Genomic DNA, 25,363 nt, shown 5'->3' on the forward strand with positions numbered 1-25,363 from the left:
GGCTTGTCGGGATTCGGCGACAAAAAGAGGGGTTTGGAGGCCTTCCGGCGGCATCCACCCCCGAAAAACCACTCCGGATCGACGCAAGTCATTGATCTGAAAGCGTTTTTCCAGCCTGGCACAGGGTTTGCCCCTGTACTGGCATGACAGCACTTACCAGCCCATCTTTCGCACTGCGCCAGCAGCGCGACGGCCTGCGTCAAAAGCAGTTTTCCCTCTCGCGGCCCCGTGCCGCGGGTCATTCGCTGGCCGCGCTCGCAAGCGCAGGCGGCGCCGAGCCGGATTGCGTGATCAAGCGCTTTCCTGCCATTGGCGACACCCCTTCCCTCGACAAGCAACGTTGGTAAATCCCATGAAGCCAAACGACTTCTCGCAACTGAATGTTCTGGCCGATGCCGACTTCTCGAACCGCAGTGCGGTGCGTGAAGAGCGCCATCCCAACGCCGAAACCGCACCGCCGGTCAACCGCGGTTCCATGACGCCCCGCCCCTGGCGCGGTTTCTGGAACAGCCTGGGCACCGCCGCCCTGGTCAAGCTCGGCGCCGGCCGCTCGGGCGAAACCGCCAGCGCCGAATCGGTCCAGCAGGTCAAGCAACCCTGGCAGCGCGCCGCCGCGCAGCGCCGCTTCGCCTTCATGATGCTCACCCTGCTGAGCACCGTGATCGCGTCGTCGCTGTTCGCCAGCGTGCAACCCGACTACGACAACGTCTGGCTCGAATACGGCCAGATCGGCCTGTACGGCCTGCTCTCGGGCTGGGTCGTGACCGGTTTCGTGACGGCCCTCATGGGCTTCTACGTCTCGGTGCGCGGCGACAAGCACGCGCTGTCGGTGAAGCAGGTGGCCAACCACCCGATGAACCCCGAAGCGCGCACCGCGATCATCATGCCGATCTGCAACGAGGACGTGTCCACTGTGTTCGCCGGCCTGCGCGCCACCTGCGAATCGGTCGCGGCCACCGGCCACGCCAGGCAGTTCGACGTGTTCGTGCTGTCCGACAGCTACACGCCCGAAACCGCCGCCGCCGAGCGCGCCGCCTGGGAAGACCTTCGCGCCGCACTCGCCGAAAGCCCGAACCAGCCGCAAGTCGAGGTGTACTACCGCCTGCGCACCCGCCGCACGCACCGCAAGGCCGGCAACGTGGCCGACTTCTGCCGTCGCTGGGGCAAGGACTACCGCTACATGGTCGTGCTCGACGCCGACTCGGTGATGAGCGGCGACTGCCTGACCTCGATGGTCAAGCTGATGGAAGCCAACCCCACCGCCGGCATCATCCAGACCGCGACGCAGGCCATCGGCCACGTCACGCTGCATGCCCGAGCACAACAATTCGCTTCCCGCGTGACGGGCCGCCTGTTCACGCTGGGCATGCAGTTCTGGCAACTGGGCGAATCGCACTACTGGGGCCACAACGCCATCATCCGCGTCGAACCCTTCATGAAGCATTGCGCGCTGGCCCCGATCAAGGGCACCGGCGGCATGTCGGGCGGCATCATGTCGCACGACTTCGTCGAAGCCGCGCTGATGCGCCGTGCCGGCTACAACGTGTGGCTGGTGTCCGACCTGGTCGGCAGCTACGAGCAGCAACCGCCCGACCTGCTGGCCGAGCTGCAACGCGACCGCCGCTGGTGCCAGGGCAACCTGCAGAACGCCCGCCTGATGGCCGAGCCCGGCATTCACCCGGTGCACCGCGCCATGTTCGTGACCGGCACCATGGCCTACGCCTCGGCGCCGCTGTGGCTCGCGTTCCTGACGCTGGGCACGGCCCTGTGGCTGAGCGGCTCGAGCCTGGTGTCGAGCTGGAGCGTGTTGCCCGCCGAACTCGCCGGCCTCTGGATCTGGACCCTGTGCCTGCTGTTCCTGCCGCGCGTGCTGGGCATCGCCGCCGTGCTGATGCGCGGCGAGCAACGCCAGTACGGCGGTGTGTGGGGCCTGGTGAAGAGCTCGGTGCTCGAAAGCGGCCTGGCCATCGTGCAAGCTCCGGTCCGCATGCTGGCCCACTCGCTGTTCGTGGTCGTCGCCCTCACCGGCATCAAGCTCGACTGGAAGTCGCCCCCGCGTGAAGCCAATGCCGTGCCGTGGAAGATCGCTGCCGCGCAACTGGCGCCCATGACCCTGGTGATCGCCATGCTGGCCGTCGGCGTCGCCATGATCGACCCGAGCGCGCTGATCTGGCTGATGCCCGTGGGCCTGCCGCTGCTGCTGGCGATCCCGCTGACCGTGCTGACCAGCCAGATCGCGCTGGGCACCACGCTGCGCGACCGTGGCTTCCTGCTGATTCCCGAGGAATCGCGCTCGCCGGCCGTTCTGCGCCGCGCCTGGATGCACGCCGTGCGCCTGGCCCGCCCGGCCGCACTGGCCACCGCCTGATGCGCTGAAGACACAGCCCTCCAGAAAGCCGACCTCAGGGTCGGCTTTTTTCATGGTGCGTGGCTAGAATCGCCCACTCTTTTTCTTTCAACCCACGGATCGTTCGATCCCCTGGAGCGCCAAGTGCCCCGATTCGCCGTCATCACTCTCTGACGCCGACAACACCGCTTCATTGCTGGTCATGTCGGGCGCCAAGCTGCGTACCCACTGACCAGACACGGCCGCCCCCACACGGGGGACACAGGCCGAAGAAGTCGCTCCCGATCTCTCAGCTTCGCTCCCGCACGTTGTCGGTCTTTCCTGATTCGCATCTGGAGAACCCACGTGTTCACTCTCTCTTCTCTCTCATCGATTCCGCTGCTCAAGTACCCGCGTACTGCGCACCTGGAAGGCTCGCGCCTGCAGGCGGGCGACACCGACGACGGCCAGACGCCGCTCGCCGCGCTGCACGGCATGCAGGTGGTCATCGAGGAAAAGCTCGACGGCGCCAATGCCGCCGTGTCCTTCACCTCGGCGGGCGAACTGCTGCTGCAGTCGCGCGGACACTACCTCGCGGGCGGCGCCGGCGAGCGGCAGTTCAATCTCTTCAAGCATTGGGCCGCAGCCCATGAAGGCGCGCTGCTGGCGCGGCTCGAAGACCGCTACGTGATGTACGGCGAGTGGTGCTTTGCCAAGCACAGCTGCTGGTACGACCGGCTGCCTGCGTTCTTCCTGGAGTTCGATCTCTACGACCGGCGGGCGCAGTGCTTTCTGTCGACGCCGGCGCGGCATGCGTTGCTCGACGGCGGCCCGGTGCTCTCCGTGCCGGTGCTCTACGACGGCGAGATGCCGCGACAGGCGAAGGCCTTGCGCTCGCTCGTGCAGCCGTCGCTCGCGCGCAGTGCCGACTGGAAGGCGGCGTTCGAACAGGCCGTGGCGCACGAAGGCCAGCCGCTCGACCTCGTGCGCCAGCAGACCGACCCGTCCGACCTGGCCGAGGGCCTGTACCTCAAGACCGAATCGGACGGCCAGGTGACGGGCCGCTACAAGTGGGTGCGGCCGGATTTTGTCCAGACCATCCTCGACTCGGGCTCGCACCACAGCCGGCGGCCGGTGCTGCCCAACCAGCTGGCGCCGGGCGTGGACCTCTACGCACCGACGCCGACGACGACATGGCAAGACCTGGGGCTGCGCACGCTGCGAGACCCGGCCGAGCTGACAACAACAACTTCAAGGAGGTCGCGATGAACTTCGCCGATCTGAAAGCGCTGGTGCCCGCGCCCGGAAAGGGCACCGACTGGCCGCAATGCTGCGACCTGCTGCCGGCCCTGCTGCGCCTCGAGGAGACGCCGCAAGACCCGTACTACCACGCCGAAGGCAACGTCGGCATCCACACGCGCATGGTGCTCGACGCGCTGATGCAGGACGCGCACTACCCGCGCGCCGATGCCGACGGCCGCTTCGTGCTGTTCATGGCCTGCCTGCTGCACGACATCGCCAAGCCCGACACCACGGTGATCGACGAGGCCAGCGGCCGCATCGGCCAACCCGGCCATTCGCGCCGCGGTGCGGTCGACGTGCGCGTGCTGATGTGGAAGGCGCGCGTGCCGTTCGCGCTGCGCGAAGCCGTGTGCCGGATCATCGCGGTGCACCAGCTGCCGTTCCACGCCTTCGCTTCGCGCAAGGGCGTGCGGCCCGAGTGGCTGGCGCACAAGCTCTCGTGGGAGCTGAGCCTGCCCGACCTGTGCTGCGTGGCGCGCTGCGACATGCGCGGGCGCCACTTCGAGAAGCGCGCGGACAGCATGGCCGACATCGCGCTGTTCGAGGAACTCGCGCAGGAAGAAGGCTGCTGGGAAGGCCCGCGGCGAATGGCCGACGCGCACACGCGCCTGGCCTACTTTCGCGGCGCAGACACCAGCCCCGACTACCCGCTGTTCCAGACCGCGGGCTCGCAGGTGACGGTGATGTGCGGCCTGCCCGCGAGCGGCAAGAACCATTGGGCGGCGCAGCACCGCAAGGGCTGGCCGGTGGTGTCCTTCGACGATGCGCGCGCCGAGCTGGGGCTGAAGCACGGCGAGAACGACGGCATGGCGGCACACCATGCGGTCGACCAGGCCAAGGCGCTGCTGCGCAGGCAGGAGCGCTTCGTGTGGAACGCCACGCACCTGAGCCAGCAGATGCGCACCAAGACACTCGACCTGCTGTGGAACTACCACGCGCAGACCGAGCTGGTGTACCTGGAGGCGCCGCATGCCGAGCTGATGCGCCGCAACCGCGAGCGCGACACCACGCTGTCGAACGCGGGCATCGAGCGGATGCTGCACCGATGGGAGCTGCCGGCGCCCGTCGAGGCGCACGAGACGGTCTACGAAGTCCAGACCTAGTCCAGACCTGGTGCAGACCTGAAGGCAGGAGGGCCCGCCGGTGCGAACCGGCGGGCCCTCTTATATATATGCAGTGACGCAGCGTTCGCCTAGAACGGCAGCTTGGGGCCGCCGGGGCCGCCCATGCCGCCCATGCCCTTCATGCCGCCCATCTTCTTCATCATCTTCATGAGGCCGCCCCCCTTCATCTTCTTCATCATTCCCTGCATCTGCTCGAACTCGTTGAGCAGGCGGTTCACTTCCTGAACCTGCACGCCCGCGCCGGCCGCGATGCGGCGCTTGCGTGTGGCCTTGAGCAGCTCGGGCTTGCGGCGCTCCAGCGGCGTCATGCTCTGGATGATCCCTTCCTTGCGGCGGATGTCGCGCTCGGCGCGGTTCATGTCGACCTCGGTCGCCTTGGCGGCCATCTGCGCGGGCAGCTTGTCCATGAGGCTCGAGAGGCCGCCCATCTGCTTCATCTGCTGCAACTGGCCGAGGAAGTCGTTCAGGTCGAAGCCCGCGCCGCTCTTGACCTTGGCCGCGAGCTTCTGCGCCGCCACCACGTCGACGCCGGCGGTGACCTGCTCGACCAGCGCGACGATGTCGCCCATGCCCAGGATGCGGCCCGCATGGCGCTCGGCGTCGAACACCTCCAGGCCGTCGATCTTCTCGCTGGTGCCGGCGAACTTGATGGGCACGCCCGTGACCTGGCGCACCGACAGCGCCGCACCGCCGCGCGAGTCGCCGTCGGTCTTGGTCAGGATGATGCCGGTGAGTGGCAGCGCTTCTTTGAAGGCCTTGGCCGTGTTGATCGCGTCCTGGCCCTGCATGGCGTCGACCACGAACAGGGTTTCGACCGGGTCGAGCGCCGCGTGCAGCTGCTTGATCTCGGTCATCAGCACTTCGTCGATGGCCAGTCGGCCGGCCGTGTCGACCAGCAGCACGTCGAAGTAGTGGCGCTTGGCATGGTCGAGCGCGGCGCGCGCGATGTCCAGCGGCTTCTGGTCGGGCGTGCTCGGGAACCACTCGGCGCCGGCCTGCTTCGTGACGGTCTTGAGCTGCTCGATGGCCGCCGGGCGGTACACGTCGCCCGACACCGTGAGCACCTTCTTCTTGCGCTTCTCGATCAGGTGCTTGGCGAGCTTGGCGGTGGTGGTGGTCTTGCCGGCGCCTTGCAGGCCGGCCATGAGGATCACCGCGGGCGGCTGGGCCGCGAGGTTGATGTCCGAGATGCCCTCGCCCATGGTGGCGGCGAGTTCGCGGTTGACGATGCCCACCAGCGCCTGGCCCGGCTTGAGCGAGCCCAGCACTTCCTGGCCGAGCGACTTTTCCTTCACGCGGGCGACGAAGTCGCGCACCACGGGCAGCGCCACGTCGGCTTCCAGCAGCGCCATGCGCACTTCGCGCAGCATGTCCTGCACGTTGCTTTCGGTGATGCGGGCCTGGCCGCTCATCGTCTTGACGAGGCGGGAGAACTTTTCTGTGAGGGCGGTGGCCATGGAGGAAATACCTTGTTGTCCGCTGGAGCGAACCGATGGAAGTCGTGGAACCTGGAGCCAACAGCAGGCACTGCCTTTTTCGCGAAACACCGCGGAACCGGCTTTGCCGGGCCGCAGGTGTTGCCCCCCGCAGGGGGTTGGCATAGCGACACGAAGTGCGCGAAGCCTGGGGGCGAGCCATTACACTCCGACCGATGATTTTAGCGATCCCCTCCCCACTCGGCGTGGCGCTGGGCATCGCCACCGCGGTTGCCTATGGTTTTGCCGCCGCTGCAGGCGCAAAACTGAGTCGCCAATCGACACAGTGGGCCTTGGGCATTGCATGGTTGTTGCACGCCGCCGTGCTGGCTCACGGCCTCATCGGCAGCGAGCCGCGCTTCGGTTTCGCGCCCGCCCTGTCGGTCACCGCGTGGCTGGTGCTCACCGTGTATGCCATTGAAAGCCGCATGTATCCCCAGCTGAAGGTGCGCCGCGCGCTCGCCTGGCTGGGCGCGGCGGCCGTGCTGCTGGCCATCCTGTTTCCCGGCACGCCGCTGCACGTCATGGCCTCGCCGTGGCTGCCGCTGCACCTGGCGCTGGGCATTGCCTCGTACGGCCTGTTCGGCGCGGCCGTCGTGCACGCCTGGCTGATCACCCGCGCCGAAAAGCAGATCCGCCTGGCCACCGCCGAGCCGCAGGGCGGCGTGCCGTTGCTCACGCTCGAGCGCCTCACCTTCCGCTTCGTCACCGCCGGCTTCGTGCTGCTGTCGGCCACGCTGCTTGCCGGCCTGCTGTTCAGCGAGCAGCTCTACGGCGCGGCCGGCCGCGCGTGGAAGTGGGACCACAAGACCACCTTCTCGGTGCTCGCCTGGATCACCTTCGCGATCCTGCTGATCGGCCGGGCCCGCTTCGGCTGGCGCGGCCGCACCGCGCGCCGCGTGCTGTACGCCGGCTCGGCCCTGCTGCTGCTGGCCTATGTGGGCTCGCGCTTCGTGCTCGAAGTGGTGCTGGCGCGTCCTCCCGTATGAAATACCTCCTCGTTCTCGCCGTCCTGTGGATCGCGATCTGGCTCTGGCGCAAGAACCGGCGCGAAGAAATGCGCGACGCGATGCGCGAGCGCGCGGCCAAGGCACAGCAACGCGCGCCCACGCAGGTCGCGGCGCCGCAGGCCATGGTGCGCTGCGCCCACTGCGGGCTGCACCTGCCGGCGACCGACGCCATCGGCGGCCCGGGCGGCACGGTCTATTGCAGTACCGCGCACCGCGAAGCCGCCGCGGTGCGATGAACGCGCCCCTGCCGTCGCGCGGCGACCCCGTCACCGACTGGGACCTGCTCGACCTCGGCCCCGGCGAAAGCAGCGCGCTGACCCGCCTGTGGCGCGGCTTCATGGGCGCGCGCTGTTTCGTCGCGTTGGTGCTGGTGGTGCTGCAGGGCGTGGCCTTCGTGCTCGGACAGCCGATGCAGCCGGCGGCCATGGCCATCTCCGCGCTGTACGTGGTCGCCAGCTGGCTGGGCATGCGCTACACGCGCTTCCAGCCGCCGATCCGCGGCTTCACCGCGCTCTGGCTGCTGACCATCGGCATCGACCTGGGCGCCTTCACCGCCTTGCAGGTGCTGCAGGGCGGCAACGTCAACTACACGCCGCTGTTCGCGCTGCCGGTGCTCATGAGCGCGGTGCTCGGCACCATGATCGTGAGCCTGGGCACCACGGCCGGCGTCACCTTGCTGCTGCTGGCCGACGCGGGCTGGCACTGGCTGCAGCAACCGGTCGACTCCTCGGGCCGCTTCGTGCAGGCCGCGCTCACCGGCACCGGCCTGTTCGTGGTGGCGCTGCTCGCGCACGAACTGGCCCGCCGGCTGGCGCGCGAAGAAACGGTGGCCCAGCGCAACCGCAGCAGTGCGCAGATGCAGGCGCAGGTCAACGTCCTGGTCATCGAGACGCTGAGCGAAGGCGTGCTGGTGATCGACGCCGAAGGCCTGGTGCACGCGGCCAACCCGGCCGCCGATGCCATCCTGGGCCAGGGGCTGGCGAAGCTGACGCTGCCGTTCCCGCTGCATGCGCAACCCGCCTGGCACGCGCTGGCTGCGCTGGCGCGCCAGACCTTCGCGCGTCGGGCGCCGCAGACCGAGGAAATTCCGGTGGCGCAGGCGCGCGGCGCGGCGCGCGAGGTGCGCGTGCGCACACGGCTCACGCCCACCAGCGAGCAGCGCGCCGACAGCCTGTGCGTGATGTTCCTGCAGGACCTGCGCGAACTCGAGGCGCGCATCCGCACCGAGAAACTCGCGGCCATGGGCCGCATGTCGGCCGCGGTGGCGCATGAAATCCGCAACCCGCTGGCCGCCATCACGCAGGCCAGCGCACTGCTCAACGAAGACCTGACCGACCTCGCGCACCGCAAGCTCACGAGCATGGTGCAGCACAACGCGCAGCGCCTGGCACGCATCGTGGACGACGTGCTCGACGTGTCGCGCGCCCGCCAGCAGCGCGTGCTGTCGCTCGGCGAGCAGGTGGTGCTCGACCCCGCGGTGCAGGTGCTGGCCGAGGAATGGGTGCGCCAGACGCAGCGCCAGGGCGTGCAGGTTTCGCTCGATGCGCCAAGCAGCGACGTGCGCTTCGACGCCGAGCACCTGCGCCGCCTGATCGTCAACCTGCTGGACAACGCGGCACGCTATGCCGGCAAGCGCGAAGGCTCGATCCAGGTGCTGACCAGCCTGCAGCGCGGCACCACCGCACGCCCCAGCCTGATGGTGTGGAGCGACGGCGCGCCGCTGGAGCCCGCGGTGCAGCGGCACCTGTTCGAGCCCTTCTTTTCTTCCGAGAGCCGCTCGAGCGGGCTCGGTTTGTTCCTGTGCCGCGAGCTGTGCCGCCGGCACGGCGCCACCATCGGCTACGAGCGGCGCGCACTGGTGCCGGGCGGGCCCGAGGGCAACGAATTCTTCGTCAGCTTCGCCGCGAGCGAAAACCGGCTGACACAATAGCGCCGTGAGCATTTCCCCCCCTTCCACCCCGCGGCCGGCGCAGATCCTGGTCATCGACGACGAACCCGACCTGCGCACGCTGTACGAGCTGACCCTGCTGCGCGAGGGCTACCGTGTCGAGGCGGCGGGCAGCGTGTCGGAGGCGTGGCAGTACCTGGAGGCCGGGCGCTTCGACGCGGTGATCACCGACATGCGGCTGCCCGACGGCCAGGGCATGGAGATCATCCACCGCATCCAGAAAGACCAGCGCAGCGAGCGCTGCGTGGTCATGACGGCCTACGGCTCGGCCGAGAACGCGGTCGAAGCGCTGAAGGCAGGCGCCTTCGACTACCTCACCAAGCCGGTCGACCTGAAGCAGTTCCGAGCCGTCGTCGCGTCCGCCGTGCAGGCGCGCCAGGCGATGCCGCCGCCGGCCCGCGCCGCGCAGGCGGCGCCCGCCGGCACCCTCGATGCGCCGGTGATGGCCTCGGGCACCGGCATCGCCGCGCTCGAGCGCCTCGTGGGCGATTCGGAACCCATGCGCCTCGTCAAGTCGCGCATCGCGAAAGTGGCGCGCGGCATGGCGCCGGTGCTGGTGCGCGGCGAGTCGGGCACCGGCAAGGAACTGGTGGCGCGCGCGGTGCATGCCTGCAGCCAGCGCAGCGAAGGCCCGTTCGTGGCGGTGAACTGCGGCGCCATTCCGGAGAACCTGCTGGAGGCCGAATTCTTCGGCGCGCGCAAGGGCTCGTACACCGGCTCGTCGCAGGACCGCGACGGCTACTTCCAGGCCGCGCGCGGCGGCACGCTGTTTCTCGACGAAATCGGCGACCTGCCGCTGGCCATGCAATCGAAGCTGCTGCGCGCGATCCAGGAGCGCAGCGTGCGCTCGATCGGCTCGACGCAGGAAGACGCGGTCGACGTGCGCATCGTGAGCGCCACCCACAAGGACCTGCACGCCGAGGTGCAGGCCGGGCGGTTCCGGCAAGACCTGTTCTACCGCCTCAACGTGATCGAGATCGCGGTGCCCGCGCTGCGCGAGCGCCGCGAAGACCTGCCCGCGCTGTGCGCCGCGCTGCTCTCGCGCATCGCGCAGGACGGCGGCTTGCCCGTGCCGCACCTGTCGCACGACCTTCTGCGCCGGCTGTCGCTGCATCCGCTGGACGGCAACGTGCGCGAACTCGAGAACCTGCTGCACCGCGCAGTGGCTCTGAACGACGGCGACGAACTGCACCTGGACCTGATGGGCGGCTTCACGGCCGCCGCCGAGGCCGCGGCGTCCGCGCCGGCGCCGTTGCTGCCGGCTTTCGACGCGCCTTCGCCGGTCGCCCCCGCGGCTTCCGCCGCACCGGCCGCATCGCCCAAGGCCGCGCCGCCGCCGCTGCCCTCCGACCTGCAGGCCTACCTCGACCAGCAGGAACGCGAGATCCTCGTGCGCGCGCTGCACGAGAGCGGCTTCAACCGCACCGCGGCCGCCGCGCGGCTGGGCATGAGCCTGCGGCAGATCCGCTACCGCATCGCGCGGCTGGGCATCACCACACCCAACGGCGACGATGGCGCGAGCAGCCATGCCGACGACTGACACCCCTGCGCAGGCCCCCGCCGACGACGGCCTCTGGCACGCCGGCTGGTACCGCTTCGCGAAGGCGCTGCGCTCGCCCAACTTCGGGCCCCGCCCCACCGGTGCGCAGACCGACCTCGTCGTGCTGCACTCGATCAGCCTGCCGCCCGGCGAGTACGGCGGCGACGCGGTGCAGCAACTCTTCACCAACCGGCTCGACTGGGACGCGCACCCCTACTTCCAGTCGATCCGCGGGCTCGCGGTGTCCTCGCATTTCTTCGTGCGGCGCAACGGCGAGCTCTGGCAGTTCGTGAGCTGCGACGACCGCGCCTGGCATGCCGGCGTGTCGTCGTGGCGCGGGCGCGGCAACTGCAACGACGACTCCATCGGCATCGAGCTCGAAGGCCTGGAAGGCCTGCCGTTCGACGAGCCGCAATACGAAACGCTCGCGAGCCTGTGCGCCGCCATCGCGCAGCACTACGCCATCGCGTACATCGCCGGCCACGAGCACATCGCGCCGGGGCGCAAACACGACCCGGGCGCCGGCTTCGACTGGCGGCTGTTGCGCGAACAACTCGGCTGGAATCCACAGATGTTTCCGGCGCAGGTGGTGCAGCGCTAATTTTTCCAATCGCGCGGCGCGACGCGATGCGCTGAGCCTGACGCGCATCGACGCGCGGATTGCAACTGCCGCACCCAGCAACCATGCGGGCTGCAAGCCCAAATCGGCCTGCAAGCCAAGCGCCATGCGGGTTGGGACACCATAGGCCAGTATCCACGCGGCATCGCTGGCGTTGTCGCTTGCCGAATGAAAATCGGGCCGCGCGTGTATCCGGAGGAAAACACTACCTGTAGTGGCTTGTAGGGTGCCGACACCCCAGATATAGTGTCCTCCGTCCGGTCATCCGCACCGGCGCGACGCCGACCCAGGCATCGCCGACCAACAAGAATTGCCAACCGAGAGGAAGCGAATGCAAACAGCCCTGAACCCCCAATCGACCCCGCGCGCCGTTCCCTCGACGCCGCCACAGCAGCAACGCGACACCGCGGGCTCGCACACCGGCCAGAACCTCGCCCACTACCAGATCATTCGCCGCAACGGCGCGGTCGTGCCCTTCGAGCCGAACAAGATCGCCATCGCGATGATGAAAGCCTTCCTGGCCGTGCACGGCACCCAGGGCGCGGCTTCGGCCAGCGTGCGCGAAACGGTCGACACGCTCACCCAGGCCGTCATTCGCGCCATGGTGCGTTCGCGTCCGGGCGGCGGCACCTTCCACATCGAGGACGTGCAGGACCAGGTCGAGCTCGGCCTGATGCGCGGCGGCCACCACGAAATCGCGCGTGCCTACGTGCTCTACCGCGAACGCCGCACGCAGGAGCGTTCCAAGCAGGGCGAGCATGAAATGCCGGCCCAGCAGGCGCTTCACGTGCTGGACAACGGCGAACGCGTCGAACTCGACCTGAACCAGCTCAAGGGCCTGATCGAATCCGCCTGCGAAAACCTGGGCGACAGCATCACCGCCGCGCCGATCGTCGCCGAGACGATGCGCAACCTGTACGACGGCGTGCCGCTCGACGAGGTCTACAAGGCTTCCATCCTGGCCGCCCGCACGCTGATCGAGAAAGACCCCGACTACACCTTCGCCACCGCGCGCCTGCTGCTGCACACGATCTTCAAGGAGATCATCGGCCGCGAAGTGATGCCGGTCGACCGCGCCACCGCCTACGCCGACTACTTTCCGCAGTTCATCAAGAAGGGCGTCGACAACGAGCTGCTCGACGAAAAGCTGCTGCAGTACGACCTGCCCCGCCTGGGCGCCGCCCTGAAGGCCGAGCGCGACAACCAGTTCGACTACCTCGGCCTGCAGACGCTGTACGACCGCTACTTCCTGCACGTGCGCAAGTCGCGCATCGAGCTGCCGCAAGCCTTCTTCATGCGCGTGGCCATGGGCCTGTCGCTGAACGAGATCGACCGCGAAGCGCGCGCCATCGAGTTCTACGAAGTGCTGTCGTCGTTCGACTTCATGTCGAGCACTCCCACCCTGTTCAACGCCGGCACGCTGCGCTCGCAGCTCTCCAGCTGCTACCTGACCACCGTGCCCGACGACCTGGACGGCATCTACGAGTCGATCAAGGAAAACGCGCTGCTCTCGAAGTTCGCGGGCGGCCTGGGCAACGACTGGACCCGCGTGCGCGCGCTGGGCAGCCACATCAAGGGCACCAACGGCGAATCGCAGGGCGTGGTGCCGTTCCTGAAGGTGGTGAACGACACGGCCGTGGCCGTGAACCAGGGCGGCAAGCGCAAGGGCGCCGTCTGCACGTACCTGGAAACCTGGCACCTCGACATCGAGGAGTTCCTGGAGCTGCGCAAGAACACCGGTGACGACCGCCGCCGCACGCACGACATGAACACCGCCAACTGGATCCCCGACCTGTTCATGCGCCGCGTGATGGAAAAGGGCACCTGGACGCTGTTCTCGCCCTCCAACGTGCCCGACCTGCATGACCTGTTCGGCGCCGACTTCGAAAAGGCGTACGTCGCCTACGAAGAGAAGGCTGCCCGCGGCGAGATCAAGCCCGCGCGCACCATCCAGGCTTCGGACCTGTGGCGCAAGATGCTCACGATGCTGTTCGAGACCGGCCACCCCTGGATCACGTTCAAGGACGCCTGCAACGTGCGCTCGCCGCAGCAGCACGCCGGCGTCGTGCATTCGTCGAACCTGTGCACCGAGATCACGCTGAACACCAGCGACACCGAAACCGCAGTGTGCAACCTGGGTTCGGTGAACCTGCTGCAGCATCTGAAGGACGGCAAGGTCGACCAGGAAAAGCTGAAGAAGACGATCTCCACAGCGATGCGCATGCTCGACAACGTGATCGACATCAACTACTACGCCGTGAAGAAGGCGCGCGACTCGAACCTGCGCCACCGTCCGGTCGGCCTGGGCCTGATGGGCTTCCAGGACGCGCTGTACGAGCTGCGCATTCCGTACGCTTCGCAGGAAGCCGTGCAGTTCGCCGACGAGTCGATGGAAGCCATCTGCTACCACGCGTACTCGGCATCGGCCGACCTGGCGCGCGAACGCGGCAAGTACTCGAGCTACAAGGGCTCGCTGTGGGACAAGGGCATCCTGCCGATCGACACGCTCGACCTGCTCGAGAAGGCGCGCGGCGGCTACGTCGAGGTCGACCGTTCGTCCACGCTGGACTGGGACGCGCTGCGCCAGAAGATCAAGGCGCAGGGCATGCGCAACTCCAACTGCGTGGCCATCGCGCCGACCGCGACCATCTCGAACATCATCGGCGTGGACGCCTCGATCGAACCCTGCTTCGGCAACCTGTCGGTCAAGTCGAACCTGTCGGGCGAGTTCACGGTGATCAACCACTACCTGGTGCGCGACCTGAAGCGCCTGGGCCTGTGGGACGACGTGATGGTCATGGACCTGAAGCACTTCGACGGCTCGCTGCGTCCGATCGACCGTGTGCCGCAAGACGTGAAGGCGCTCTACGCCACCGCGTTCGAAGTGGAAACCACCTGGCTGGTCGAAGCCGCCTCGCGTCGCCAGAAGTGGATCGACCAGGCGCAGTCGCTGAACATCTACATGGCCGGCGCATCGGGCAAGAAGCTCGACGACACGTACAAGCTCGCATGGCTGCGCGGCCTGAAGACTACGTACTACCTGCGCACGCAGAGCGCGACGCACGCTGAAAAATCGACGGTGCAATCGGGCCGTCTCAACGCGGTGTCGTCGGGCAACGACGCACCCTCGGGCATGAGCGCACTCGAAGCCGCCGCGGCTGCCGCGAAGGCACAGATGAGCGCGATGCCCGCCACCGACATCGCGTTCTGCGGTGTGGACGATCCGACCTGCGAAGCCTGCCAGTGATGTGCAAGTGAAGCGCCGCGCGATGCATTCGAAATGCGCGCGCGGCGCTTCAGCGATTCAGCGAGGTGCATGCGAAAGACACTCGACGTTCACTCAATGACGGCATTGACTGACATCGCGCGATGCATGCGAGCAACATAACAACCACATAAATGGCGTGCGGTGTGAACGAGCACTTTGCAACTCACATCGTTACTCCGATAATTTGAGCATTGGATTTTTCTATGTTGACCTGGGACGAAGAAGTCAAGCCCTCCTTATCAAAGGATATGCAACAAGGATTGCAGCACCACAACGCATCGACCGTCGGTTCGCCGGCAGGTCGTTCGTTGGATGCTCCGACTTCGTCGATTGCACAACCTGCTCATCGCACCGTCAGCACGTTCGATGACGGCGCAGCGCCGCAGCGTTCGGTTGCCCCCGCAGCCGCAGCAACGCCCGCCGTCGCCCAACGCGTCAAGGCTTCCGACAAGCGCATCATCAACGGCCAGACCGACGTCAACCAGCTGGTGCCGTTCAAGTACAAGTGGGCGTGGGAAAAATACCTCGCCACCTGCGCCAACCACTGGATGCCACAGGAAGTGAACATGACGCGCGACATCGCGTTGTGGAAAGACCCGAACGGCCTGACCGAAGACGAACGCCGCATCGTCAAGCGCAACCTCGGCTTCTTCGTGACCGCCGACTCGCTTGCCGCGAACAACATCGTGCTGGGCACCTACCGCCACATCACGGCCCCCGAATGCCGCCAGTTCCTGCTGCGCCAGGCGTTCGAGGAAGCGATCCACACGCACGCGTACCAGTACATCGTCGAGTCGCTCGGCCTGGACGAGAGCGAGATCTTCAACGCCTACAACGAAGTGCAGTCGATCCGCGAGAAGGACCAGTTCCTGCTCCCGTTCATCGACGCCATCAGCGACCCGCACTTCAAGACCGGCACGCACGAAACCGACCAGACGCTGCTCAAGTCGCTCATCGTGTTCGCCTGCCTGATGGAAGGCCTGTTCTTCTACGTCGGCTTCACGCAGATCCTGGCGCTGGGCCGCCAGAACAAGATGACCGGCGCCGCCGAGCAGTACCAGTACATCCTGCGCGACGAGTCGATGCACTGCAATTTCGGCATCGACCTGATCAACCAGCTCAAGCTCGAGAACCCCGGCCTCTGGACCCCAGAGTTCAAGGCCGAGATCAAGGACCTCTTCATGAAGGCCGTCGAGCTCGAGTACAAATACGCCGAAGACACGATGCCGCGTGGCGTTCTCGGCATGAACGCCTCCATGTTCAAGGGCTACCTGCGCTACATCGCCAATCGGCGTGCACAGCAGATTGGCCTCGAAACGCTCTTCCCGAACGAGGAAAACCCGTTCCCCTGGATGAGCGAAATGATTGACCTGAAGAAGGAACGCAACTTTTTCGAGACGCGCGTGATCGAGTACCAATCGGGCGGCGCGCTCTCGTGGGATTGAATCTTTCGACAAGAATTGGTGAATTCAAGAATTGCCCTTGCCACCGACTGCGCCAAAGAGCGCGGCATGGATGAGGGCTCAGGTGTTCATGGTGCTGGAGCTCAGATTCCAACGCCATGAATCACTTCACGCTACCCAACGTGCGTGGAGTGCTTCAATAGGTTGATTTTTTTCAACTTGATCAAGGAGAAATAGAAATGGCAACTGCAAAGAAAGCGCCGGCCAAGAAGGTCGCTGCAAAGAAGGCTCCGGCAAAGAAGGTCGTGGCTGCTAAGAAGGCTCCGGCCAAGAAGGTAGCCGCCAAGAAGGCAGCACCGGCAAAGAAGGTCGCTGCCAAGAAGGTAGCCGCCAAGAAGGCAGCGCCGGCCAAGAAGGTTGCGGCCAAGAAGGCAGCACCGGCCAAGAAGGCCGCCGCCAAGAAGGCACCTGCGAAGAAGGTAGCCGCCAAGAAGGCAGCACCGGCCAAGAAGGCCGCTGCCAAGAAGGCTCCGGCGAAGAAGGCCGCCGCCAAGAAGGCGCCTGCGAAGAAGGCTGCTGCCAAGAAGGCGCCTGCGAAAAAGGCTGCGGCCAAGAAAGCCGCGAAAAAGCCCGCTGCCGCCAAGCCTGCCGCTGCTGCCAAGAAGCCCGCTGCAAAGAAGGCTCCCAAGGCAGCAGCGCCTGCCAAGGCAGCTGCCGTAGCGCCCGCTCCTGCGGCGCAAACGACGCTGAACCCTCAGGCAGCCTGGCCGTTTCCCACGGCCAGCAAGCCCTGAGTTTTCTCAGCAGCCTTGAAGGCGCAAAGCCCGGCACCTCACGGTGCCGGGCTTTTTTCATGAGCGCTCGATGAACGAGCGCAGGCCGGCGAACCGGCGCGGGAAGAAGACGCTCAGAGGCCCAGGGCCTTGCGGTCGATCTCGTAGTTCTGCGGGCCACGTTGCGCGATCTTGATCGCGCCGACCTTGTTGCCCAGCGCCGCGCACTGCGCCAGCGACCAGCCCTTTTCCAGACCGAACAGCAGCGCGCCGCGCCATGCGTCGCCGCAGCCCGTGGGCTCGACCACCTCGGTCGCCACCACGCCGGGCACATGCTCGCGCTCGCCGTCGACCCACACCTCGCAGCCCTCGCCCGCCAGCGTGACCACCAGGCCGCGTACGCGCTGCGAGATCTCAGCCAGGCTCCAGCCGGTGCGCTGCGAGAGCATCTTGCCTTCGTAGTCGTTCACCACCACCCAGCTCGCAAGCTCGACGAAGTGGCGCAGCGCCTCGCCGTCGAACATCGGCAGGCCCTGGCCCGGATCGAACACGAAGGGAATGTCCGCCGCGGCGAACTGCTCGGCATGCTGCAGCATCGCGTCACGGCCGTCGGGCGCGATGATGCCCAGCTTGATGTCGTCGCGCGCGGCCACCTTGGTGATGTGCGCCTGCTGCATCGCACCGGGGTGGAAGGCGGTGATCTGGTTGTTGTCGACGTCGCTCATGATCATCGCCTGCGCGGTGTAGGTGTCGTCGAGCTGGCGCACGAACTCGGTGTCGATGCCCAGCGTGCGCATGCGCTCCACGTACGGGGCACCATCGTTGCCGAGCGTGGCCATGGGCAGCGCCGTCCCGCCTAGCGCGTTGAGGCTGTACGCGATGTTGCCGGCGCAGCCACCGAAGTCACGCCGCAGCGTCGGCACCAGAAACGACACATTGAGGATGTGCAGCTGGTCCGGCAGGATCTGGTCGGCGAACCGGCCCTCGAAAGTCATGATGGTGTCGAACGCGAGAGAACCGCAAATCACTGCTGCCATGGTTGAACCGTTGGTTGAAGTTGAAAGAATGAAGGAGGAAGAGCGGGATGCGTGAAAGCACCCCGCTCAGGGATAGAAAGCTTCGACGCGGTACCCCGCGATGGGCGGCAATGCCGCGGCCTCCGAGGCCGAAAGACTCAGGGGCAGCGAGGCCGCGCGGTCGGTGCGCGCCTGCAGCACCGCCGGTGCGCCGTAGTCAGCGGGCATCAGCACGCGGCGCACCACGGCACGCTCCTGCGTGTCGAGCAGCGAGAGCTCGACGGCCGGCATCGCGAGCGGCACGGTGGCGCCGTTGCGCAGGGTGAAGCTCAGCCGGTAGTCGCTGGCGCCGGTCTTCTCGCGCGCGAAGGCCGCGCCTTCGATCACGATGTCGCCGATCTGGCGCAGGGCCGCAAGTTCGCAGCCGGTGTATTGGCACAGCATGGCAAGCGCGGGGCGCAGGTTGGGCTGGCGCGCGGCGATACCGTCGCGGTTGTGGCGCAGCACCTGTGCGGCAAGCAGCAGCACGGCAAGCAACGCCAGCACGACCAGCACCATGCGCACGCCCTTGCGATGCCAGAAGCGTGGGGAGGTGTCGACAAGCTCGTCCTCGTCGGCAAGGGGGTGCCCCACCGGCAGCTCGAAAGCCGAGGACAGCGAATAGTCGGGCTCGCTGGCCACCTGCACCACCGCCCCTTTGGCGGCCCCGGCGGCCTTGGCGGCTGCGCGCTCGTCGCGTGCCTTGGCGCCCGCGATCTTGGCCGACTTGGCGCGGGCGCGGCGCAGCGCCTTCTGCATCTGCACCTGGTCGTGGTCTTTTTCCTCTTGCTCGCGCCCCCCTTCCCCGTCGTCGCTCGCGCGCTCGATGAGGGCGCGCACCTTGATGCGGGATGCAACCGGCAGCGGCGGGGCCGGCGGGCGGGCCGCGGGTGGCGGCGACGTGAGGTTCAGGTCGATGTTCGGGAACGGCGGCAACGTGCTCGGCGGGGGCTTCCACGCGGGCTCGGTGACATCGAGGTCGGACCAGGGCTCGTCCGCAGCAATGCCGTGGTCGGGCAACGCCAGCGAGAAAACAGGAGGCTTCGCGGGTTCGGCGGGTTCGGCAGGCTCGGTAGCTGGCACAGGCGCCGGGGGCGCTGGCTCTGCGCGCGGCGGCAGTTCGAGTTCTTCGTCGAAGAAGTCCGCGTCCTCCGACTGCGGCACAGGCATCGCGGGCTCGGGCGGCGATGGCGGCGTGATCTCCGGTGTCGCAGGCACGAGGGCCTTGGGTTCACCCGAAGGCTCGACCAGCCCGGGCATGTAGCCACCCTGCACCGGAGGCAGCGCACCATCGGGTGCCTCGTGCAGGTCGAGCGTGGCGTCGAACACGTGGCTGCATCGGCCGCAACGCACCCACCCGTCGGAGATGCGAAGCTGGTCGCGCACCACCTTGAAGGTGGTGGTGCAGGCGGGGCAGCGCGTGACGAGGCTCATAACCGGGCGATTGTAGGGTTGGGCCCTCGCCGCGTGAGGGATGCGAGGCGGCGCGAACCGCCGGCCGCGCGCACCATCGACAACTCAGCAGCGCGCAGTCATGAGGATCCAGCCGTCCTCGGTGTCGCTGACTTCGAGCGCGGCGTAAGGCGCGTAGGCTTCTTTCAGTTCGTCGGCCTGGCGCGCGAGGATGCCGGCCAGCACCAGCGATCCGCCGGCCTTCACATGGCTGCGCAGCAGCGGTGCAAGCACCTTGAGCGGCGTGGCCAGGATGTTGGCGAGCACGGTGTCGTACGCGCCCTTGGCGGCTTCAGGCAGCCCGGCCTTCAATTGCACCGCGTTGGCCTCGGCGTTGAGCACGGTCGAGGAAACCGCGGCTTCGTCGATGTCGACAGCGTCGATGTCGGTGGCGCCGAACTTGGCCGCGCCGATCGCGAGGATGCCGGAGCCGCAGCCGTAGTCGAGCACGCGCTGGTTGCCGAGCGCGCCCTCGCCCCGTGTGGCGATCCAGCGCAGGCACATGCGCGTGGTGGGATGCGTGCCGGTGCCGAAGGCCAGGCCCGGGTCGAGCCGGATCACCTGCTTCGCCTGCGCCGGCGGCTCATGCCAGGTGGGCACGATCCAGAACTCGGGCGTGATCTCGACCGGTGCGAACTGCGATTGCGTGAGCCGCACCCAGTCCTGCTCGGGCACCGACGCAATGCCGAGCACCTCGCAGCCTTCGAAGAAGTCCTGCAGCGCGAGCACCGATGCGGCCTCCTTCGCGAGCGCCTCGTCGGGGAACAGCGCGATCACGCGCGAACGCTGCCAGCCCTCCTTGGGCGGCGGCATGCCGGGCTCGCCGAACAGCGCCTGCTCGGCGTCGGTCTGCGCGTCGGCGTCTTCCACCGACACGCTCAGCGCGTCGAGGGCGTCGAGCGCATCGCTGAGCGTTTCGACCCGGTCTTCCGGCGCCATCAGGCGGAGTTCAAACATCGCTGCGTCCCGGGTCAGCGCTTGTGCGCCGCCAGCCACTCTTCGAGGTAGTGGATGTTGGTGCCGCCGGTCATGAACTTGGAATCGACCATCAGCTCGCGGTGCAGCGGGATGTTGGTCTGGATGCCTTCGATCACGGTCTCGTTCAGCGCCGTGCGCATGCGGGCCATGGCCTGCTCGCGCGTGTCGCCGTAGACGATGATCTTGCCGATCATCGAGTCGTAGTTCGGCGGCACGAAGTAGTTGGTGTACGCATGCGAATCGACGCGCACACCCGGACCGCCCGGGGGATGCCACATGGTGATACGGCCCGGCGACGGCGTGAACTTCCAGGCGTCCTCGGCGTTGATGCGCACCTCGATGGCATGGCCGCGCATTTGGATCTGGCGCTGCGTGAACGGCAGCTTTTCGCCGGCCGCGACCATGATCTGCGTCTTGACGATGTCGATGCCCGTGGTGAACTCCGTCACCGGATGCTCCACCTGCACGCGCGTGTTCATCTCGATGAAGTAGAACTCGCCGTTTTCGTAGAGGAACTCGAAGGTGCCGGCGCCGCGGTAGCCGATCTTCTTGCAGGCGGCCGCGCAGCGCTCGCCGATCTTCTCGATCAGCTTGCGCGGAATGCCAGGTGCGGGCGATTCCTCGATCACCTTCTGGTGGCGGCGCTGCATGGAGCAGTCGCGCTCGCCCAGGTAGACCGCGTTCTTGTGCTTGTCCGCGAGGATCTGGATCTCGATGTGGCGCGGGTTCTGGAGATACTTCTCCATGTACACGGCCGGATTGCTGAAGGCCGCACCGGCTTCCGCCTTGGTCATCTGAATCGCGTTGACCAGTGCCGCCTCGGTGTGCACCACACGCATGCCGCGGCCACCGCCGCCGCCTGCCGCCTTGATGATGACCGGGTAGCCGATGGCACGCGCAATGCGCTTGTTGGTGGCCGCATCGTCCGAGAGCTCACCTTCCGAGCCCGGCACGCAAGGCACGCCAGCCTTGATCATGGCCTGCTTGGCCGACACCTTGTCGCCCATCGTGCGAATGTTGTCGGGCGTGGGGCCGATGAACTGGAAACCGCTCTGCTCCACGCGTTCGGCGAAGTTCGCGTTCTCGCTCAGGAAGCCGTAGCCCGGGTGGATGGCCTCGGCATCCGTCACTTCGGCCGCCGAAATGATCGCCGGCATGTTGAGGTAGCTCAGCGCCGACGGGGCCGGGCCGATGCACACGGCCTCCTCGGCGAGCTTGATGTACTTGGCGTCGCGGTCGGCCTCGGAATACACCATCACGGCCTTGATGCCGAGCTCGCTGCAGGCGCGCTGGATCCGGAGGGCAATTTCCCCCCGGTTTGCAACCAGGATCTTCTTGAACATGGTCACTCGATGATGAACAGCGGCTGGCCGTATTCGACCGCCTGCCCGTTTTCGCCGAGGATCTGGGTGATCGTGCCCGACTTGTCGGCCTCGATTTCGTTGAGGATCTTCATCGCCTCGATGATGCAGATCGTGTCGCCCTCGTTCACCTTGCTGCCGACCTCCACGAACGCCGCGGCGCCCGGGCTCGACGAGCGGTAGAAGGTGCCGACCATCGGCGACTTCACGGCATGACCGGCCGGTGCGGCAGGTGCAGCTTCGGCAGCGGGTGCTGCGGCCACGCCGGCTGCAGCCGGGGCGGCAGCGGCCTGAGGCGCCGACAGGGTTTGCACATATTGCACCGGTGCGGCGCCGCCGCCCTTGACGATGCGGACTTTGCCTTCGGTCTCAGTGATTTCCAGTTCGGAAATATTCGATTCGGACACCAGGTCGATCAGTGTCTTGAGTTTGCGCAGGTCCATGGGACTCCATTGCCGGCTTGGCCGGTCTTCAGGATATAACTTGTTCGAAAATCGTTGATTTTCGGCGTTCGGCGTCTAACGCCAGGGGAAGGGGGCTGATTCTAACCATGAACAAGTTCACGCCGCCAGGTGTCCAGGTCGGAGGGTTCGAGCTTGCCCATTTTACGGGCCGCCACCGAGCCGCCTCCATTCAGGACCAGCGTGAAGGGCAACCCACCGCCCGTGTTGCCCAGATTCTTGACCAACTCAGTTCCCTGCAGGCCCGCCAATCCAGTCGGATAGGTGACGGGCGTGCGCTGCAGGAACTTGCGCACGGCGCTGGGCTGATCGATAGCCAATCCGACCACTTGCCAACCGTTACCGCCATGTTCACGGAAAAAGGCGTCGATCATCGGCATTTCTTCGATGCAGGGCGGGCACCACGTGGCCCAGAAGTTGAGCAGCAAGGGCTTGCCGCGCAGGCTCGACATCACGAGGTCGCCACCTTCGGGACGCTCGAAGCTCTGCGCCCAGAAAGTCGCATCGAGCATCTCACCGCCCGCGCCGCTGCCACGTTCCTTCCACCAGGCGCCACCGAGCCCGGCGGCCGCAGCCGCTGCCGCCACGCCGGCATAGAGCATGCCGCGACGGGTAGGCGAAGAAGTCATTCACTGGTCCTTTTCTTGTTCAATCAGTCGACGCAATGCGGGCAGGTCGCCGCGTGGCGCGCGTCCCTGGGCATCGGGCTTCAGGGCCCCGCGCAGGTCATCGAAGTCGTAGACCAGCAGGTGCACGCCGATTTCCTCGCCGAGCGCACGGCTTGGGGCGTGCACGCTCAAGGCCTCGACCTGCTCGCCATGGAAGCCGGTCACCATGCGCGGCTCATAGTCCACATGGTGATCGATCAGGGCGATTTCGGCCGACTTGGAATCATCGCAGAACAATTGAATATAAATGTCTGACAGACGGGTGGCGGTACCGTGCCATACCGCGCCGCCCACATGAGGGCGAAACACCGCCATGCGCTCCATCCATTCGAGCGCCAGCAAGCGCAATGCATGCAGTTCCTGCGGCTGGGTGTCGGCACAGAACAGCTCGATGTACTCGCGCACCTCGGCCTCGACTTCGTCGTTGTTCGGCAGCGCCGTGCGCGCCGACAGCCCCAGATCACGCAGTGCCCGGCGCTTGGCCGGACCGTATTCCAGTCCCTCCTCGACGACGAGGCGGGCTGCAGTGGCGGCAATTTCACGCTTGGACGTGTCCATCGGGGCATTTTGCCTGCTGAAGACATCCTCCACATCAACATCAGTACGAAGCACGGGACAAACGCGAGGGGGCCACGCGGGGCGCGCAGGTCGCCTCCCTAGAATCGACCGATGCACATTCATATTCTGGGTATCTGCGGCACGTTCATGGGCGGTGTGGCCGCCTTGGCGCGCGAGGCGGGCCACCGGGTCACGGGCTGCGACGCCGGCGTGTACCCGCCCATGAGCGACCAGCTGCGCGCCCTTGGCATCGACCTGATCGAGGGCTTCGGCGCAGACCAGCTCTCCCTTTCACCCGACATGTTCGTGGTCGGCAACGTGGTGTCCCGCGCGCGCCTGCCCGACGGCAGCCCCAAGTTCCCGCTGATGGAGGCCATCCTGGACGCGGGCAAGCCCTACACCAGCGGACCGCAGTGGCTCGCAGAGCATGTGCTGTTCGGTCGCCACGTGCTGGCGGTGGCCGGCACGCACGGCAAGACGACGACCACCTCGATGCTGGCCTGGGCCCTGGAACAAGGCGGCAAGGCGCCGGGGTTCCTGGTGGGCGGCGTGCCGCTCGACTTCGGGGTGTCGGCCCGGCTGGGCGACGGCCCGGCCTTCGTCATCGAGGCGGACGAGTACGACACTGCCTTCTTCGACAAACGCAGCAAGTTCGTGCATTACCGGCCTCGCACTGCCGTGCTGAACAACCTCGAGTTCGATCACGCCGACATCTTCGACGACCTTGCCGCCATCGAACGCCAGTTTCATCACCTCGTGCGCACGGTGCCGAGCACCGGGCGGCTGGTGGTGAACGCGACCGAAGACAGCCTGCAGCGCGTGCTGGCGCAGGGCTGCTGGAGCGAACTGGCGCGCTTCGGTGCCGGCGGAGCGAATACGCAGTGGCAGGCGCGCGGCACGCACGATGCCTTCGACGTGCTTCGGCGCGGCGAGGCGGTCGGCCGGGTCGAATGGGAACTCTCTGGCCTGCACAACCAGATGAATGCATTGGCGGCCATCGCCGCGGCCGAGCATGTCGGCGTGGCGCCAGCCGAGGCGGCTCGGGCGCTGGGCAGCTTCCGCAACGTGCGACGCCGCATGGAGCTGCGCGGCACGGTCGAGCGCACAGGCGGTGCGATCACGGTGTACGACGACTTCGCCCACCACCCGACCGCCATCCGCACCACGCTCGACGGGCTGCGCAGCAAGCTGGATGCAGCCGGCAAGAAAAGTGAGCGCATCCTCGCGGCCTTCGAGCCGCGCAGCAACACGATGAAGCTGGGCGTCATGGCCGCGCAACTGCCCTGGAGCCTGGAATCGGCCGACCTGTCGTTCTGCCACACGGCCGGGCTCGACTGGGATGCCGCCGCGGCGCTCGCGCCGATGGGCGATCGGGCGCAGGCGGCCGGTGCCATCGAGCCGCTGGTGCGGCAGATCGTGGCCGCGGCGCGGCCGGGCGATCACATCGTCTGCATGAGCAACGGCGGCTTCGGCGGTGTGCACGACAAACTGCTTGCGGCGCTGCGCGCGACGGCGGCATCATGAGCGCCATGCCCGTCCCACGCGCACGCGAGCTGATCGACACCCTGAAGTTGCAGCCCCATCCCGAGGGCGGCTGGTACAGCGAAGTGTTCCGTTCGGCCGCGAGCGTCGCGCCCACCGATGGCCGCGCAACGCGCAGCGCGCTGACCAGCATCTACTTCCTGCTCGAAGCGGGCCAGCATTCGCGCTGGCACCGGGTGCTGTCCGACGAAGTCTGGGTCCATCTGGAAGGCGTGCCGCTGGCGCTGTGGACCTGCGACGCCGCAATGCGCACCGCGCCGGCCCATGTGCGGCTGGGCCGGGTCGACGTCCATGGCAACCGGCCCCAGCACGTGGTGCCCGCCGGCCAATGGCAGGCCGCCCAGCCGATCCAGGGCCACACCGCAGGCGACTACACGCTGGTCGCCTGCATGGTCGGGCCGGGCTTCGACTTCGCCGATTTCTCCCTGGTGCCGCCCGACAGCGACGAGGCTGCGTCGATGCGGCACCACTGGCCCGACCTGGCCGGAATGCTTTAGAAG

21 protein-coding genes are annotated in these 25,363 nt (G+C 67.0%); 13 read left to right on the forward strand and 8 right to left on the reverse strand.

Translation table 11 applies throughout. From position 1 onward, the window contains the following. Positions 1 to 352: 352 nt before the first annotated feature. The 3 genes from mdoH (at position 353) to AC1DJH_RS20025 (ending at position 4,731) form a co-directional block, all read left to right on the forward strand. A complete protein-coding gene (mdoH, locus tag AC1DJH_RS20015) occupies positions 353 to 2,368 on the forward strand; it encodes a glucans biosynthesis glucosyltransferase MdoH (RefSeq protein ID WP_472120279.1) in 2,016 nt (671 codons plus the stop codon). A gap of 324 nt (positions 2,369 to 2,692) precedes the next feature. Further along, positions 2,693 to 3,595, forward strand: a complete 903-nt coding sequence (locus AC1DJH_RS20020) for an RNA ligase family protein (RefSeq protein WP_472120278.1) — start codon at positions 2,693 to 2,695, stop codon at positions 3,593 to 3,595. Beyond that, on the forward strand, positions 3,592 to 4,731 hold the full coding sequence (locus AC1DJH_RS20025; protein WP_478186896.1) for an AAA family ATPase: 1,140 nt from the start codon (positions 3,592 to 3,594) through the stop codon (positions 4,729 to 4,731). Before AC1DJH_RS20020 ends, AC1DJH_RS20025 begins: the two co-directional genes overlap by 4 nt. A gap of 89 nt (positions 4,732 to 4,820) precedes the next feature. On the opposite strand, the gene ffh is transcribed toward AC1DJH_RS20025, so the two are convergent. Beyond that, a complete protein-coding gene (gene ffh / locus AC1DJH_RS20030) occupies positions 4,821 to 6,209 on the reverse strand; it encodes a signal recognition particle protein (protein ID WP_478186897.1) in 1,389 nt (462 codons plus the stop codon). A 194-nt stretch (positions 6,210 to 6,403) separates the two neighbouring features. Between ffh and AC1DJH_RS20035 the strand changes: the two genes are divergently transcribed. From AC1DJH_RS20035 to AC1DJH_RS20070, 8 genes are all read left to right on the forward strand, one after another. Next, a complete protein-coding gene (locus AC1DJH_RS20035; protein WP_472120274.1) occupies positions 6,404 to 7,216 on the forward strand; it encodes a cytochrome C assembly family protein in 813 nt (270 codons plus the stop codon). Beyond that, the gene (locus AC1DJH_RS20040) at positions 7,213 to 7,473 is read left to right on the forward strand and encodes a PP0621 family protein (protein WP_435486200.1); all 261 of its coding nucleotides are present in this window, start codon (positions 7,213 to 7,215) and stop codon (positions 7,471 to 7,473) included. The genes AC1DJH_RS20035 and AC1DJH_RS20040 overlap by 4 nt, the downstream gene beginning before the upstream one ends. Further along, on the forward strand, positions 7,470 to 9,167 hold the full coding sequence (locus tag AC1DJH_RS20045; protein ID WP_478186898.1) for a two-component system sensor histidine kinase NtrB: 1,698 nt from the start codon (positions 7,470 to 7,472) through the stop codon (positions 9,165 to 9,167). Before AC1DJH_RS20040 ends, AC1DJH_RS20045 begins: the two co-directional genes overlap by 4 nt. Positions 9,168 to 9,171: 4 nt before the next feature. Further along, on the forward strand, positions 9,172 to 10,725 hold the full coding sequence (locus AC1DJH_RS20050; protein WP_435486202.1) for a sigma-54-dependent transcriptional regulator: 1,554 nt from the start codon (positions 9,172 to 9,174) through the stop codon (positions 10,723 to 10,725). Continuing rightward, positions 10,712 to 11,326, forward strand: a complete 615-nt coding sequence (gene ampD, locus AC1DJH_RS20055; RefSeq protein WP_478186899.1) for a 1,6-anhydro-N-acetylmuramyl-L-alanine amidase AmpD — start codon at positions 10,712 to 10,714, stop codon at positions 11,324 to 11,326. Before AC1DJH_RS20050 ends, ampD begins: the two co-directional genes overlap by 14 nt. Positions 11,327 to 11,675: 349 nt before the next feature. Next, positions 11,676 to 14,591 (forward strand): ribonucleoside-diphosphate reductase subunit alpha, encoded by a 2,916-nt coding sequence (locus AC1DJH_RS20060; protein WP_435441282.1) that lies wholly within the window; start codon positions 11,676 to 11,678, stop codon positions 14,589 to 14,591. Positions 14,592 to 14,815: 224 nt separating this feature from the next. After that, positions 14,816 to 16,057: a ribonucleotide-diphosphate reductase subunit beta gene (locus tag AC1DJH_RS20065; RefSeq protein ID WP_478186900.1), complete on the forward strand. Its 1,242-nt coding sequence runs from the start codon at positions 14,816 to 14,818 to the stop codon at positions 16,055 to 16,057. 197 nt (positions 16,058 to 16,254) lie between these two features. After that, positions 16,255 to 16,809, forward strand: coding sequence for a histone H1-like DNA-binding protein (locus AC1DJH_RS20070; RefSeq protein ID WP_435441280.1), 555 nt, complete (start codon positions 16,255 to 16,257; stop codon positions 16,807 to 16,809). 113 nt (positions 16,810 to 16,922) lie between these two features. Here the strand turns inward: AC1DJH_RS20070 and AC1DJH_RS20075 are convergent, their stop codons facing one another. The 7 genes from AC1DJH_RS20075 to AC1DJH_RS20105 form a co-directional block, all read right to left on the reverse strand. Beyond that, the gene (locus AC1DJH_RS20075; protein ID WP_472120266.1) at positions 16,923 to 17,825 is read right to left on the reverse strand and encodes a carbohydrate kinase family protein; all 903 of its coding nucleotides are present in this window, start codon (positions 17,823 to 17,825) and stop codon (positions 16,923 to 16,925) included. Between the two features lie 66 nt (positions 17,826 to 17,891). Next, complete coding sequence (locus AC1DJH_RS20080) at positions 17,892 to 19,277, reverse strand: zinc-ribbon and DUF3426 domain-containing protein (protein ID WP_478186901.1); 1,386 nt, start codon at positions 19,275 to 19,277, stop codon at positions 17,892 to 17,894. 84 nt (positions 19,278 to 19,361) lie between these two features. After that, positions 19,362 to 20,252, reverse strand: coding sequence for a 50S ribosomal protein L11 methyltransferase (prmA, locus tag AC1DJH_RS20085; RefSeq protein WP_478186902.1), 891 nt, complete (start codon positions 20,250 to 20,252; stop codon positions 19,362 to 19,364). A gap of 14 nt (positions 20,253 to 20,266) precedes the next feature. Next, positions 20,267 to 21,616, reverse strand: a complete 1,350-nt coding sequence (accC, locus tag AC1DJH_RS20090; protein WP_435441276.1) for an acetyl-CoA carboxylase biotin carboxylase subunit — start codon at positions 21,614 to 21,616, stop codon at positions 20,267 to 20,269. Positions 21,617 to 21,618: 2 nt separating this feature from the next. After that, positions 21,619 to 22,077 carry an acetyl-CoA carboxylase biotin carboxyl carrier protein gene (gene accB / locus AC1DJH_RS20095; protein ID WP_435486209.1) on the reverse strand — a complete coding sequence of 153 codons (459 nt, stop codon included), beginning with the start codon at positions 22,075 to 22,077 and terminating at the stop codon, positions 21,619 to 21,621. Positions 22,078 to 22,178: 101 nt separating this feature from the next. Continuing rightward, on the reverse strand, positions 22,179 to 22,724 hold the full coding sequence (locus AC1DJH_RS20100; RefSeq protein ID WP_478186903.1) for a TlpA family protein disulfide reductase: 546 nt from the start codon (positions 22,722 to 22,724) through the stop codon (positions 22,179 to 22,181). Further along, positions 22,725 to 23,321, reverse strand: a complete 597-nt coding sequence (locus AC1DJH_RS20105; protein WP_435441273.1) for a hypothetical protein — start codon at positions 23,319 to 23,321, stop codon at positions 22,725 to 22,727. A gap of 111 nt (positions 23,322 to 23,432) precedes the next feature. Between AC1DJH_RS20105 and mpl the strand changes: the two genes are divergently transcribed. Together mpl and AC1DJH_RS20115 are read left to right on the forward strand one after the other, a co-directional pair. Further along, positions 23,433 to 24,845, forward strand: coding sequence for a UDP-N-acetylmuramate:L-alanyl-gamma-D-glutamyl-meso-diaminopimelate ligase (gene mpl / locus AC1DJH_RS20110; RefSeq protein WP_478186904.1), 1,413 nt, complete (start codon positions 23,433 to 23,435; stop codon positions 24,843 to 24,845). Positions 24,846 to 24,850: 5 nt separating this feature from the next. Continuing rightward, positions 24,851 to 25,360, forward strand: coding sequence for a cupin domain-containing protein (locus AC1DJH_RS20115; RefSeq protein WP_435486457.1), 510 nt, complete (start codon positions 24,851 to 24,853; stop codon positions 25,358 to 25,360). The last annotated feature ends 3 nt before the right edge of the window (positions 25,361 to 25,363 follow it).

The sequence above is a fragment of the Variovorax sp. 10N412 genome (assembly GCF_056394985.1).

Bases quoted from the DNA above. Each gene is read 5' to 3' on its own strand.
- mdoH (WP_472120279.1), top strand. From the start codon at position 353: ATGAAGCCAAACGACTTCTCGCAACTGAATGTTCTGGCCGATGCCGAC.
- AC1DJH_RS20025 (WP_478186896.1), top strand. From the start codon at position 3,592: ATGAACTTCGCCGATCTGAAAGCGCTGGTGCCCGCGCCCGGAAAGGGC.
- ffh (WP_478186897.1), bottom strand. From the start codon at position 6,209: ATGGCCACCGCCCTCACAGAAAAGTTCTCCCGCCTCGTCAAGACGATG.
- AC1DJH_RS20035 (WP_472120274.1), top strand. From the start codon at position 6,404: ATGATTTTAGCGATCCCCTCCCCACTCGGCGTGGCGCTGGGCATCGCC.
- AC1DJH_RS20040 (WP_435486200.1), top strand. From the start codon at position 7,213: ATGAAATACCTCCTCGTTCTCGCCGTCCTGTGGATCGCGATCTGGCTC.
- AC1DJH_RS20045 (WP_478186898.1), top strand. From the start codon at position 7,470: ATGAACGCGCCCCTGCCGTCGCGCGGCGACCCCGTCACCGACTGGGAC.
- ampD (WP_478186899.1), top strand. From the start codon at position 10,712: ATGCCGACGACTGACACCCCTGCGCAGGCCCCCGCCGACGACGGCCTC.
- AC1DJH_RS20060 (WP_435441282.1), top strand. From the start codon at position 11,676: ATGCAAACAGCCCTGAACCCCCAATCGACCCCGCGCGCCGTTCCCTCG.
- AC1DJH_RS20065 (WP_478186900.1), top strand. From the start codon at position 14,816: ATGTTGACCTGGGACGAAGAAGTCAAGCCCTCCTTATCAAAGGATATG.
- AC1DJH_RS20070 (WP_435441280.1), top strand. From the start codon at position 16,255: ATGGCAACTGCAAAGAAAGCGCCGGCCAAGAAGGTCGCTGCAAAGAAG.
- AC1DJH_RS20075 (WP_472120266.1), bottom strand. From the start codon at position 17,825: ATGGCAGCAGTGATTTGCGGTTCTCTCGCGTTCGACACCATCATGACT.
- AC1DJH_RS20080 (WP_478186901.1), bottom strand. From the start codon at position 19,277: ATGAGCCTCGTCACGCGCTGCCCCGCCTGCACCACCACCTTCAAGGTG.
- prmA (WP_478186902.1), bottom strand. From the start codon at position 20,252: ATGTTTGAACTCCGCCTGATGGCGCCGGAAGACCGGGTCGAAACGCTC.
- accC (WP_435441276.1), bottom strand. From the start codon at position 21,616: ATGTTCAAGAAGATCCTGGTTGCAAACCGGGGGGAAATTGCCCTCCGG.
- accB (WP_435486209.1), bottom strand. From the start codon at position 22,077: ATGGACCTGCGCAAACTCAAGACACTGATCGACCTGGTGTCCGAATCG.
- AC1DJH_RS20100 (WP_478186903.1), bottom strand. From the start codon at position 22,724: ATGACTTCTTCGCCTACCCGTCGCGGCATGCTCTATGCCGGCGTGGCG.
- AC1DJH_RS20105 (WP_435441273.1), bottom strand. From the start codon at position 23,321: ATGGACACGTCCAAGCGTGAAATTGCCGCCACTGCAGCCCGCCTCGTC.
- mpl (WP_478186904.1), top strand. From the start codon at position 23,433: ATGCACATTCATATTCTGGGTATCTGCGGCACGTTCATGGGCGGTGTG.
- AC1DJH_RS20115 (WP_435486457.1), top strand. From the start codon at position 24,851: ATGCCCGTCCCACGCGCACGCGAGCTGATCGACACCCTGAAGTTGCAG.